Genomic DNA, 12,052 nt, shown 5'->3' with positions numbered 1-12,052 from the left:
TATCCACCGCGCACGCGCAGGCCACACGCACCTGGGTGTCCGGTGTCGGCGACGACGTCAATCCGTGCAGCCGCACCGCGCCGTGCAAGACATTCGCCGGCGCGATCTCCAAGACCGCGGCCGGCGGCGAGATCAACTGCCTTGACACCGGCGCATTCGGCGCCGTGACGATCACCAAGTCGATGACCATCTCCTGCCAAGCCGGGACCGCGGGCATTCTGGCGCCCGGCACCAACGGCGTCATCGTCAACGCCGCCGCCACCGATTACGTCTACCTCAAGGGCCTCGACATCGAAGGTGTCGGCGTCGGCGGCACTGGCCTCAACGGCGTCAGGGTGATCTCTGCCGGCTTCGTACACATCGAGGACTGCATCATTCGTAACTTCAGGGGGGCGGCGCCGAACGGTTTCGGAATCCAGTTGCAGCCAACGGCGGGACTGACCTTCGTCGTTTCACGGACGACACTGTTCAACAACGGAACCGGATCGACCGGCGGCGGACTGCAGGTTAGCCCCACAGGTGGCGTCGCCAGCGGCACGATCGACAAGACGGTGTTCAACCGCAACGTCAACGGACTGATTGGCGACGGTTTTGGCGGCGGCGCTGGCATGAACGTCACGCTGCGCGACAGCACCATCAACGGCAGCCCGTCGAACGGCGTGTTGCTGACATCCGTAAACCTGTCGAGCTTCATGGTCGATCACTCCACCATTGCCAATAATGCTACCGGCATCGCCACGCAGAATGCCGGCGCCTTCGTCCGCGTCGGCAGTTCGACGATTACCGGTAGCGGCACCGCGACAAGCGGCGCCGGCATATTGTCCTACGGCAACAACCAGATCAACGGTAACGGCGCCGACACGATTCCCTCCGCTGTCCCCGGCGGACTGCACTAGGCTCAACTCCGCCGGTCATCCGGGCAGGCTCGTTCTGCCCGGATGGTTTCTTTGGACTTCCAGGCGTGTGGATTCCAGCAGCAATGGTGACTACACTTACGCTCCGGAGATGTACCATCACGGCCTCCGTTAAAAAATTGCGGTCCAGTTGCCATGCGGATTTCCCCGACCACCCTGGCTATACGCTCCAGCCTCCTGATCGCGCTCGTGGCGGGCAGCGTCGATCTCGCAGGCGCTGCCTCGCTGCGTCAGGGCACCTCCGCCTTTAGCCGGCAGGATTACATCACGGCATCGCGAAACTTCATCCCGCTGGCCCAAGCCGGCAACCCCACCGCGCAGGCCTGGCTGGGTTTCATGTTCGAAACCGGCCGCGGCGTGCCGCAGAACTACACCGAAGCCGCGGCGTGGTACCGCCGCTCCGCCGAACAGGGCGATGGCCTGGCGCAATATTCCCTGGGCCTGCTCTACGACAAGGGACAGGGCGTCCCACGTGATGTCGTCGAAGCCGGCAAGTGGCTGAACCTGTCGACGGCGGTCGCCCCCCGCCGAAGCCGCGAGGCACGAGCGCGGATCCGCGACGCGGTGACCACCAAGATGACCCGCGGCGAGATTGCTGAAGCCCGGTTCCGCGCCCTTTCATGGGCGCCACGCCCCGAGCGCTGACCAAATGCTCTGACAGCTCTCACAAGAGAAGCGCTTCGCACAGCCAGCCTATCCAGATCGCCGGCGCAAGGAACAGTCCGAAAGGGAGAAATGCGGTCGTCTTCATCGGGCGGCGGCGCCACAGGCCCGCAACGAGATAGGCGCCCAGCGCCACCAGCGCCGCCAGTTCCATCGCCGCAAAGGTCGTCACCCAGCCGAGCCAGACGCCGGCCACGGCCGCCAGCTTGACGTCGCCAAGACCGAGCCCGTCGCGGCCCCGCAGCCGACGGTACCCGATCATCATCAACAGCCACGGCAGCGCCACGGCAGCGCCGCGCAGCAACGCCCACCCCACGGCCGCGAGGTCCGCATCCGGCCCGCAGATGCCGGCGCGGAGCAACCCCAGACCGACGGCTGCAGCCGTCAGGACATCCGGGATGATGTAATCCCGGGCATCATTCACAGCGATGGCCAACATCATGAGCGCGAGGAATCCACCGAACAGGCCATCCGGTGCCGGTGCAGCAACAAGGCTGATGCCAGCCATCGCGAGCGCGATCAGACTGCACACGACCGGCCGCTCGGCGACCGCGGTCGTCACGTCATCAGCGCGCGGTCTTGGGGAGCACGACCACCGGCAGGCTGGTCCCGACCAGGCGGCTGTTCATCTTCGCGCGCATCTCCTCGGCGATGACGTGAGCATCGACGGCGTCCTTGATCACAGTCGGGCGGATGAACAGGATCAGTTCGGTACGCCCCCGTACTGTGTTCTGGTGCGCGAAGGTGTCGCCGACGCCAGGTATCTGGTCGAGCAACGGAATGCCCTGCCGCGTCTTGTTCTCGGTGTCGCTGATCAGCCCGGCCAGCAACACCGTCTGACCGCTGGCGACCGAGATCGAACTCTTGACGCGACGCTGCGACACCGTGGGCGTCAGCGTTTGCGCACTGCCGGCGGCGATGTTGCTGATCTCCTGCTCGACATCGAGCACCACATTGCCGTTGGCGTTGGCGCGCGGCAGCACCCGCAGGATGATGCCAGTGTTGCGATAGTCGATCGTATTCACGACCGTATTGTTGGCCGTCAGGACGGTGGCGGTACCGGTCGAGACCGGCACCTGATCACCGACCTGCAACGTCGCCGGCTGGTTGTCGAGAACCACCAGCGACGGATTCGACAACACCTTGACGTTGGTCACGCCGTGCAGCGCGTCGAGGACCACGCGCGGCGCGTTCTCGGAGCCGATCAGGAAATTGAAGCCCGGCAGCGCGCGATTCAACACCGCGTTGCCGACCGTGTTGAGCAGCGAGCCGGTGTCGGTTTTCAGGCCGACGTCCTTGCTGGCCAGAAAGAACTGCACACCGTAGTTCAGATTGTCGTTCAGCGTCACTTCGGCAATCGTCGCCTCGATGGCGATCTGGCGCTGCGGCCGGTCGATCTGACGAATGGTCTGCTCGATGATGCGATGGGACTCCTGGTTAGCGTAGACCAGAATGGCGTTGTTGGTCACGTCGGCGGTGATGCGCACGTTGGGCAGAATGGCGTTGCTGCCCGACGAGCGCGCTGCGGTCGAGCCCTGCCCAATATCCGCGCTGCCCTGATCCAGCGCGCCGCGACCACTGACCGGCGCGGCGGCTCCCGCCGCATTCGGCGGCAGAGCGCTCAATGCTGCGACCGCGCCGCCGGACGGAGCCGACGCGACTGAAATGCCGCCGCCCGGCGAAATTTGGCTCGACGCGCTGTCGAGCGAGCCGGTGGCCGTCCGACCGGTCAGCATCTCGTTGAGCAGTACGGTGATCTGGCGCGAATTGCCGTATCGCAGCGGGTAGGATTTGAGATTGTCGCCCGCCATATCGGAACGGTCCAGCCGGGCGATCCAGGTGGCGACGCGCTTGAGATGTTCCGGCCGCTGGCTGACGACCAGGATCGAATTGAGCCGGCCGATCGCCTGCAGCTTGATCACGCTCTGCGACATCCCGCCTTCGCCGGAGTCCATGATCTTCTCGATCTCCGAAATCACCGGCTCCGGCGAACTATTCCTGATCGGGAAGATGCCGACCGACTGGCCGCGCATCCAGTCGGCATCGAAGCTGAGGATGGTATCGATCGCCGCGGCGCGATCCGATCCGCTGCCCTGGATGATCAGCGTATTTCGCCCGACATCCGGCCGCACCGTATTCGCCTTAACGCCGAACGCATCGAGCAGCTTGAACACCGTCGATGCCGACACGTAGCGCAACGGCACCGCACTGAGGCCCTGCCCGGCTTCCGCCACGCCGCGCCGGTCCATGCCGCCAGAGCCGACAGCCTCGTTGCTCGGCATCAACCGGTAGCCGTTGCGGTCGCGCACCAGCGCCACGCCGGACATGCGCAACGCGTTTTCGAGCACATAGACCGCGTCTGCCTTGGGGATCGGCCGCACCGAGGCCAGCGTCACAGTGCCCTGCACGCGCGGATCGATGGTGTATCCGACACCCATCACATCGCCGAGAATGACCTTGGCGACAGTGGCCACAGGCGCATTGTCGAAATTGAAATCATAGCCGCCGGTGGGAGAGCCGTCGTCGCGATCCACCACGGCGCCTTCCGGCGTCTTGCCATCGCTCAGATAGATCGCCGGCCTTGATGCCTGAGACTGCTTCAGCCCGGTATCGGCGACAACACTGCCTTGCCGCGGCAGCAGATCCAGCGAACGGATGCGATCGGCGATATCCTGCGCGCGCGGATCCTTGGGATCGCTCTCGATCGACTGATCGGCGGTAACGATGCAGGCAGACAGCACAAAGCCGGACAGCAGTACGGCGAGGATTGCACCCACTCCCGAACGCCAAATCCAGAGCAAGTGAAATACTTTCACCAACATACATCCGCCGGCGCTACTGAAATTACTTTTACCGATACTACGCGTAACGCCGCGTGAGAGTAAACTATACGTTCAAAATTGACACGGTCATTATGTTTTGGCTAGGTTGGAAGTCAACAATAAAACCCGACCGGGCGTTGTCACGGTCTGTGTGGTAGTTCTCTGTAACAAGGTTGGCGCGCCGTGGATGCGATCCGTGACCTTTCTGCCGAGAGCTTCAGGCGGCATCTCATTCAAAAGTATTCGCTTTCCGACGTGCACGGCGCGTCGACTGCGCGATCGGCCATAGCACGCCCGCTGCGTGAACTATGGGAGGCGACCGATCTGTCGGCGGCGGAATTCGCTGACGAAGTCTCGGAGTATTGGGGCGTCGCCCGCCTTGGCTTGCCGCAACTGCTCGGCAGCACGCCGTGCCTTGATGGATTCTCGCGCCGCTTCATGCGTGAATCGACTATCTATCCGATCCGCACCGGCAATGGTCGCTATCAGCTGGCGGTAGCCGATCCCAGCGATATCGCCGCCGTTCGCGCGGCTGAACTTGTGTTCGGCACCACAGTGGACGTCGCCGTCGCCTCCTACGAGGATATCGCGACCGTGCTCGATCAGCGGATCGACGCCGACGACGTCGGAGACATTTCCGCCGGTGCAACGCAACAATCCGACGACGACATCGAAAGCCTGCGCGATCTCGCCAGCGGCGCGCCGGTGGTGCGCGCGCTCAACGATCTGCTGGAACGCGCCGTCGAATTGCGCGCCAGCGACATTCACATCGAGCCGTTCCGCACCGGGCTGGTGATCCGGATGCGGGTCGATGGCCTGCTGCGCGCGATGAACGCGCCGCCGGGCATTCCGCCGCAGGCGCTGATCTCCCGCGTGAAAATTCTCGCCGGGCTCAATATCGCCGAGCGGCGGCTGCCGCAGGACGGCGCCGCGCGCGTGCGCGTCAGCCGCGCGGAGCTCGACGTGCGCGTCGCGACGATGCCGACCCAGCACAGCGAGAGCGCCGTGATCCGCCTGCTGCCGCGCGACCGCGGCCTGCTCGACATGGCAAGGCTCGGCCTGTCCACCGGCGACACCGCGATCATGCGACGGCTCCTGGCCTTGCCGCACGGCATGGTGGTGGTGACGGGACCTACCGGCAGCGGCAAGACCACGACGCTCGCCACCATGCTGTCGATCCTCAACGAACCCACGCGAAAAATCCTGACCATCGAGGATCCCGTCGAATACGAGATCCCCGGTATCAACCAGTCGCAGGTCAAGCCCTCGATCGGGTTGACCTTCGCCACCGCGATGCGCGCCTTCGTGCGTCAGGACCCCGACGTCATCATGGTCGGTGAAATCCGCGACGCCGAGACGGCACATATCGCCGTCCATGCGGCGCTGACCGGCCATCTCGTGCTGACGACGCTGCACACAGAGACCGCCGCGTCGGCCATTCCGAGATTGATCGACCTCGGAATCGAAGGCTTCCTGCTGAAATCGACCTTGCGCGCGGTGATCGCGCAACGCCTCGTGCGGGTGCTGTGCGATCGCTGCAAGACGCCGGGTGAATTGACGGATTCAGATATTGCCGGCGATCCCCGATACGCCGTGATCGGCTTCGAGGCCGGCGAAACGGTCTATCGCGCGGCGGGGTGCGAGCGTTGCGGTGGTACCGGCTACCGCGGCCGCAACGGCGTATTCGAGATCCTCGAAATGTCGGACGAGGTCCGCAACCTGATCGGCCCGCAAACGGATTCACACGCGATCGACCGCGCCGCCATTTCGGCCGGTATGACGACAATGCTGGGCGACGCCATCGGAAAATGCCGGACGGGGATGACGACCGTTCCGGAAGTCTTCCGCGTCACCACGATCCGCTGACGCCATGCCCAATTATCTGTACCGCGCGATGCGCAAGGACGGAGAACTGGTCAGCGGAGCAATCGCGGCGCCCGCGCCGGGGGACGTAGCGCAGCGCATCGAACGGCTCGGCCTCGTGCTGGTCGACAACGTGACCCTTGAAGGCGGCGACGCCGGCGCGCGCCGCAGTTTCAGCCTGTTCAACCGGCCACGCCCCGAAGACGTCACCTTGTTCACCCGTGACCTGGCGCTACTGCTGCGGGCCGGCGCGCGGATCAATGATGGCCTCGAACTGCTCGCGGCCGATCGCGAATTCGGCCGGATGCGCCCGGTCGTCATCGATATCCGGTTTCGCGTGCTGGCCGGCGACAGCTTCGCCGAAGCGCTGGCGCTGCATGGCGCGCTTTTTCCTCCGATGTATCTGGCGCTGGTCCGCGTCGGCGAAGCGTCGGGATCGCTCGACCAGGTGCTGGAGGTGCTGGCCGACGAGCGCAGCCGCACCGAGAACCTGCGGCGGCGTCTGGCGGAAGCAACCCGCTATCCGCTGTTCGTGCTGGGCGCGGCCGGCTGCGTGTTGCTGTTCTTCCTGACATTCGTGTTGCCGCAATTCGCCAGCGTGCTGCAGGATTTCGGCGCCAAGGTCGATCCGATCGTATTGAGCTTCCTGAACTTCTCGACCTTCCTGCGCGCCAATGTGGACGCCGTTCTGATCACCGTTCTGGTCGTGCTCGCAGGCAGCTGGCTGCTGCTCCGCCAGCCGGGAATACGCCGCGGCCTGCTCGGCGCCGTCACGCGGCTACCCGCCATTCGTGACGTCGTCGCGTTTCACCGTACGGCCTTGTTCTGCCGGAATCTCGGATTGCTGCTTGGCAGCGGCGTGACGCTGACGGCGACATTGCGCATTCTCGTCGACATGATGTCGGCGACCTCTGCCTCCACGACATGGATCGATGCGGCCGAGCGCGTGCGCCACGGCGCGAAACTGTCCGATGCGCTGGCCGACACGCAGGCGCTGCCGGCGATGGCCGTGCGCATGCTGCGGCTTGGCGACGAGACGGGCCAGTTGCCGATGCTGGCCGGCCGCGTCGCCGAATTCTATGAAGCGAAGTTGCAGCGCACGCTCGACCGCATCGTCGGGATTGCCGGGCCTGCTGCGATTATCGTCATCAGCATCGTCGTCGGCGGATTGATCGTCTCGGTGATGACAGCATTGATGTCGGTCAGTCAGATCGTCGGCTAGGACAGGAGATCGCCTGCGTGCCCAGACATTCCCGCCGCCGCACCGCGCGGCTCAGACAAAACGCGCAAGCTGGATTCACGCTGGTGGAAATCCTGGTCGTGATCACGATCATTGGCCTCATCATGGCGCTGGTCGGCCCACGGGTGCTGAACTATCTCGGCGAGTCCAAGGCCAAGGCGGCCAAGATCCAGATCGAAAGCTTCACCAGCGCGCTGGACCTCTATTACCTCGATCTAGGCAAGTACCCGACCTCTACCGACGGGCTGGCGGCGCTTGCCCGCGCCGGCACTACGCAGGGCTGGAACGGACCTTATCTGCGCGGCGGCGTCGTCCCCAACGATCCCTGGGGGCATCCCTACATCTACCGCGCGCCGGGCGAGCGCGCGCCATACGAAATCATCTCGCTGGGATCCGACGGTCAGGAAGGCGGCAGTGGCACGGCAAGCGATATTGCGAGCGGCACGCGCTAAGCGCGGGTCGGGGGAGCACGGCTTCGCGCTGATCGAGATCCTGTGCGTGCTCGCCATCATCGGGCTGCTCGCCGCAATCATCCTGCCCGCCGTTCCGCGCACAACGTCGCGCGCGAGGCTTGAGAGCTATGCCGTGGAAATGGCGGCGCTGCTCAAGGCGGATCGCAATGCCGCGCTGCGACGACACGTTGCGGTCGCCACGCAGGTCGATGCCGCGGCACGGCTGATCCGGTCCGGCGTGACCGGCCGCAGCGTCAGGTTGCCCGGCGATGTCGCCGTGCAAGCCGTTCTGGCCAACCGCTGTGCCGGCCGTCTGGTCGACCGGGCGATCGATTTCTTTCCCTCCGGCATGTCGTGCGGCGGCGTCATCGCGCTGGCCCGCGCCGGGGTCGGATACGAAGTGCGCGTCAACTGGCTGACCGGAGGCATCGAGATTGTCCCGCAAAAGCTGCTCTGACAACGCCGCCGGCTTTACGCTGATCGAGGTGCTGGTCGCACTGGCGATCGTGGCCACCGTGCTGTCGTCGATCGGCATGGTGATCGCGACCTCGGTGAAGGGAACGCGGCAGATCGACCAGCGGCTGGCGCTGGCCGGCGTGGCGGAGACGCTGATGGCCGGCCTCCCCGCGCGCGAGCTGTTGAAGCCCGGACGGCAGTCCGGCGAGACCGCCGGCCACCGCTGGCGGATCGACGTGACGTCGATGCCCCGAACGGATGAAGCGCCGGCCGGCCGCTGGACTCCCCTCTCCATCACCCTGCGACTGCAGGCGCCGCGCGGCCCGGCCTTGCAGGTCAGCACGGTGCGGCTGGCCCGAACGGCGGCCGAGTGATGCGCGCCGTATCCCCTCCAGGCGCCGTACTCCGTCGCAGCGCCGGCAACGCCGGTTTCACACTCATCGAAGTGCTGCTGGCGACGCTGCTGATGACCATCATCCTGGGCGCGATGGCCACGGTGACCGCACAATGGCTGCCGAACTGGAATCGCGGGATGGTGCGGGTGCAGCGCGCCGAACGGCTCGCCACCGGACTGGACCGCATCGCCGCGGATCTGGCCGCGGCGGAAATGGTGCCGCTCAAGGGCGCTGCCGGTGCGCCGTTATTCGACGGTTCCGAACTGGCCGTCACCTTCATCCGGACCGCGGTCGGCCCCAATGCCCGCCCCGGGCTCGAGATCGTCCGGCTGATCGAGAAGGCCGACGCCCAGGGTCTCGCGGTGGTTCGTGAACGCGCGCCAATGGTGCCGATGCGGGAGGACGCCCAGGTCCGGTTCTCCGATCCGGTCGTGCTGGTTCGCGCGCCGTTCCGCGTCAGTTTTGCCTATGCCGGTCCGGACCGTGTCTGGCAGCCGGTCTGGCGGGCGCAAATGGAGTTGCCGGAGATCATCCGCATCACCGTGCGCGACGCCGCCACCGGCCAGGTGCTCGCGGCCTCGACGGCCACCGTGGTGCATACCAACGCGCCGGCCGAATGCGCCCGCGCCAAGTCGGCGTCGCAATGCCTGAAGGCGCGGCTGAAGCCTGCGGAGGCATCGCTGTGAACGCGCTGTCGGATCATCCAGACGGCACGCGCGGATCGCGCGGCTTCATCGTCGTTGCTGTGCTGTGGATTTTGGCCGCGCTGGCGGCGCTGGTGCTGATCTATCTCACCTACGTGACCAACACGGCCTTCACCGTGGCCAACGCGACGGCGCGTGTTCAGTCGGAAGCAGCACTCCAGGGCGCGGTCGAACTCGCGGCCTATCAGCTCGGCGCCGTACGTTCAGAGCAGCGCCCGTACGGCGGCACGTTCACTGCGCGGATGGGAACGGCACGGCTGTCGGTCGACTTCCGCACCGAGGCCGCGCGGATCGATCTCAATGCCGCCCCCAGAGAATTGCTGGCGGGACTGATGGTGGGGCTTGGCGCCGCACCGGCCAATGCCGGCGGCTATGCCGACCGTATCGTGGCATGGCGCACCTCGGCTGCGGCCGGCGAGGACGATACCGAGGATCTGTTATATCGCAACGCGGGCTATACCTACGTTCCCCGGCACGCGCCGTTTCCGGCGGCCGAGGAATTGTGGCTGGTGCAGGGAATTCCGCCGCAACTGATCGAACGGATGCTGCCGGTCCTGACCGTGTTCAGCAACCTCGCATCGGTCAATATCGCCGAGGCGGCGCCGCAGGTGCTGGCGGCGCTGCCTGGCATGACGCCGGAGAAGCTGCAAGCGCTGTTGCAGGAACGCCGCGATCCCCGCACCGACCCATCGCTTCTGGCAGAGCGCGGCGGTGGCGCAGCCTCCAATATGGTATCAAAGGCTTACCGGCTCGCGCTGACGGCGGACTTTGACGACGGCCGCCGGAGCGCCGCCGAGGTCGTCATCCTGCTTCTCGAAGACGGCGATGAGCTCTATCGTGTATTGTCGTGGCGCGATGTTTCGGATCGCGCGCCAACCCAGCAGGCCGGTCTGCGATGAAGTTTGGTCATACGCTCGGTGAAATCGTCAGCGCATGGACCGGCACGGTAGCTGGCGCCATCGTTGCCGGCTTCGACCGCCTGGTGTCGCCGCGCGTGTTGCGGCTGATCGAGGATGACAGGGGTAACTTCACGATCGATGCGACCGGTTCTGTCGCTGCGCCCGCCGCTGTCGACTACGTCGATGGCAGGCTGAGCGGCGCCGACCTCGCCCCTCGCTTTCGCGGCAGCCGTGTCGAACTGGTGCTGCAGCCGAGACGGTTCCTGTTTCGCCCGCTGGAATTGCCGGCGCGCGCGGCGGATTTTCTCGATGGCATCGTGCGCGCGCAGATCGATCGGCTGACGCCGTGGAGCGCTACGGATGCGGTGTTCGGCTGCAGCCCGCCGATCCCGAGCGCGCCGGACAGTATCACCACCGTGGTCGCGGCAACCACGCGCAAGGTCGCGATGAGCTATGTCGAGGCAATGTCGGATTTCCATCCCGCCTCGGTCGCGATCTGCGCGGGCGCCGGCGAACATCATCTCGAGCGGATCAAGGTGTTTGAACAGAAAGCACGCGGCCATCTCGATGCCGATCGCCTCGGCCGCGGGCTGCGCGTCGGGCTCGGCCTGGCTGCGATCGCGGCCGTCGCCTCGGCCGGCGTCGCGGCCTTCATGTCGGACCGGCTCGATGCGCAGCAGGACGAACTGGCACGCAAGATATCGCAGCGCCGCGCCATCATTCGCGCCAGCAGCGATGGCGGCACGCGCTCACCCGCAGCAGCGCTGGAGCAGCGCAAGTTCGCGGCGCCCGCCAGCGTGCTGGTGCTCGATACGCTGAGCCAGGTGCTGCCCGACCATACCTACGTCACGGAATTGCACCTCGCCGGCAGCAAGCTGCAGATCGCCGGCATCACCCGCGATGCGCCATCGCTGATCCCGCTGATCGAACAATCCGCGCACTTCACGCGTGCGACCTTCTATGCGCCGACCACCCGCTCTCCCTCCGATCCCGGCGAACGGTTTCACATCGAGGCGCGCATTGAACCAAAGAATGCGGCGCAACCATGAGCAACGCCAGCGCCGTCAGCCGCCTGCTCGTTCGCTCGCCGCTTATCGCCGTGGTGCTCTATATCGTGGCGGCGGGCGGGCTCGTTGCGATCGCGGTGGCCGGCCTGCTCGATATCCAGGATCGCAGCCGCACCCTGCGGGAGACGTCGGAGTTGCTGTCGCAACTGGAGAGCCGCGGCCCCCGCAGCGGCGCGCCCTCGGCCGCGCAACGCACCGGCTCGCCGTTTCTGGAAGGCCCAACCGTGACCGTGGCAGGTGCAGCCCTGCTGCAACGGGTGGCCGCCGCCGTCACGAATGTCGGCGGCACCGTGCAATCGTCGCAGGTCGATGTCGCCGGCAACGAGGCGCGCAACGGCTTCGTCGGCCTGCTGGTGAGTTGCGAGATGGAGCAGCCGGCGTTGCAGAAGCTGCTGTACGATCTGGAAGCCGGAATGCCGTTTCTGTTCGTGGACCAGCTCGATGTCCAGATCCCGCAGAGCACCGCCAGTGACGAAAGCAGCGGCGGACGGATCAGGGTTCTGCTCGGCATCTCCGGCCAGTGGCAGGGCGCACCATGACCGGGCGACGCCTCATGTTGATCGGGCCCGGGGCAGCC

General features: G+C 65.8%; 13 protein-coding genes. 11 read left to right on the top strand and 2 right to left on the bottom strand.

Going from position 1 to position 12,052, the window contains the following annotated elements:
- Both JWQ24_RS10290 and JWQ24_RS10285 read left to right on the top strand, forming a co-directional pair.
- Positions 1–896 (top strand): hypothetical protein (locus JWQ24_RS10290; RefSeq protein WP_299807276.1); only part of this gene is annotated, 896 nt, incomplete at its 5' end.
- A 153-nt stretch (positions 897–1,049) separates the two neighbouring features.
- Positions 1,050–1,559, top strand: coding sequence for a tetratricopeptide repeat protein (locus JWQ24_RS10285; RefSeq protein WP_299807274.1), 510 nt, complete (start codon positions 1,050–1,052; stop codon positions 1,557–1,559).
- A 19-nt stretch (positions 1,560–1,578) separates the two neighbouring features.
- On the opposite strand, the gene JWQ24_RS10280 is transcribed toward JWQ24_RS10285, so the two are convergent.
- Both JWQ24_RS10280 and gspD read right to left on the bottom strand, forming a co-directional pair.
- The gene (locus JWQ24_RS10280) at positions 1,579–2,139 is read right to left on the bottom strand and encodes an A24 family peptidase (RefSeq protein WP_299807272.1); all 561 of its coding nucleotides are present in this window, start codon (positions 2,137–2,139) and stop codon (positions 1,579–1,581) included.
- 4 nt (positions 2,140–2,143) lie between these two features.
- Positions 2,144–4,354 carry a type II secretion system secretin GspD gene (gene gspD / locus JWQ24_RS10275; protein ID WP_366521427.1) on the bottom strand — a complete coding sequence of 737 codons (2,211 nt, stop codon included), beginning with the start codon at positions 4,352–4,354 and terminating at the stop codon, positions 2,144–2,146.
- 228 nt (positions 4,355–4,582) lie between these two features.
- Between gspD and JWQ24_RS10270 the strand changes: the two genes are divergently transcribed.
- From JWQ24_RS10270 to gspM, 9 genes are read left to right on the top strand one after another with little or no spacing between them, the layout of a single operon-like run.
- Complete coding sequence (locus tag JWQ24_RS10270) at positions 4,583–6,265, top strand: ATPase, T2SS/T4P/T4SS family (protein WP_299807268.1); 1,683 nt, start codon at positions 4,583–4,585, stop codon at positions 6,263–6,265.
- A gap of 4 nt (positions 6,266–6,269) precedes the next feature.
- Positions 6,270–7,484 (top strand): type II secretion system F family protein, encoded by a 1,215-nt coding sequence (locus JWQ24_RS10265; RefSeq protein ID WP_299807266.1) that lies wholly within the window; start codon positions 6,270–6,272, stop codon positions 7,482–7,484.
- Between the two features lie 17 nt (positions 7,485–7,501).
- On the top strand, positions 7,502–7,954 hold the full coding sequence (gspG, locus tag JWQ24_RS10260) for a type II secretion system major pseudopilin GspG (protein ID WP_299807264.1): 453 nt from the start codon (positions 7,502–7,504) through the stop codon (positions 7,952–7,954).
- Positions 7,917–8,411, top strand: a complete 495-nt coding sequence (locus JWQ24_RS10255) for a prepilin-type N-terminal cleavage/methylation domain-containing protein (RefSeq protein ID WP_299807262.1) — start codon at positions 7,917–7,919, stop codon at positions 8,409–8,411. The genes gspG and JWQ24_RS10255 overlap by 38 nt, the downstream gene beginning before the upstream one ends.
- Positions 8,389–8,784 (top strand): type II secretion system protein, encoded by a 396-nt coding sequence (locus JWQ24_RS10250; protein ID WP_299807260.1) that lies wholly within the window; start codon positions 8,389–8,391, stop codon positions 8,782–8,784. The genes JWQ24_RS10255 and JWQ24_RS10250 overlap by 23 nt, the downstream gene beginning before the upstream one ends.
- Positions 8,784–9,491 carry a prepilin-type N-terminal cleavage/methylation domain-containing protein gene (locus JWQ24_RS10245; protein WP_299807258.1) on the top strand — a complete coding sequence of 236 codons (708 nt, stop codon included), beginning with the start codon at positions 8,784–8,786 and terminating at the stop codon, positions 9,489–9,491. The genes JWQ24_RS10250 and JWQ24_RS10245 overlap by 1 nt, the downstream gene beginning before the upstream one ends.
- On the top strand, positions 9,488–10,408 hold the full coding sequence (locus tag JWQ24_RS10240; protein WP_299807256.1) for a type II secretion system protein GspK: 921 nt from the start codon (positions 9,488–9,490) through the stop codon (positions 10,406–10,408). The genes JWQ24_RS10245 and JWQ24_RS10240 overlap by 4 nt, the downstream gene beginning before the upstream one ends.
- Positions 10,405–11,457, top strand: a complete 1,053-nt coding sequence (locus JWQ24_RS10235) for a PilN domain-containing protein (RefSeq protein WP_299807254.1) — start codon at positions 10,405–10,407, stop codon at positions 11,455–11,457. The genes JWQ24_RS10240 and JWQ24_RS10235 overlap by 4 nt, the downstream gene beginning before the upstream one ends.
- Entirely contained in the window at positions 11,454–12,014 is a 561-nt protein-coding gene (gspM, locus tag JWQ24_RS10230; protein ID WP_299807252.1) for a type II secretion system protein GspM, read from the top strand. The genes JWQ24_RS10235 and gspM overlap by 4 nt, the downstream gene beginning before the upstream one ends.
- Positions 12,015–12,052 lie beyond the last annotated feature (38 nt).

It is taken from the genome of Tardiphaga sp., assembly GCF_028290495.1.
Taxonomy (GTDB): domain Bacteria; phylum Pseudomonadota; class Alphaproteobacteria; order Rhizobiales; family Xanthobacteraceae; genus Tardiphaga.
The sequence above is the reverse complement of the archived record's forward strand: the minus strand, read 5'-3'. Positions and strand labels throughout refer to the sequence as shown.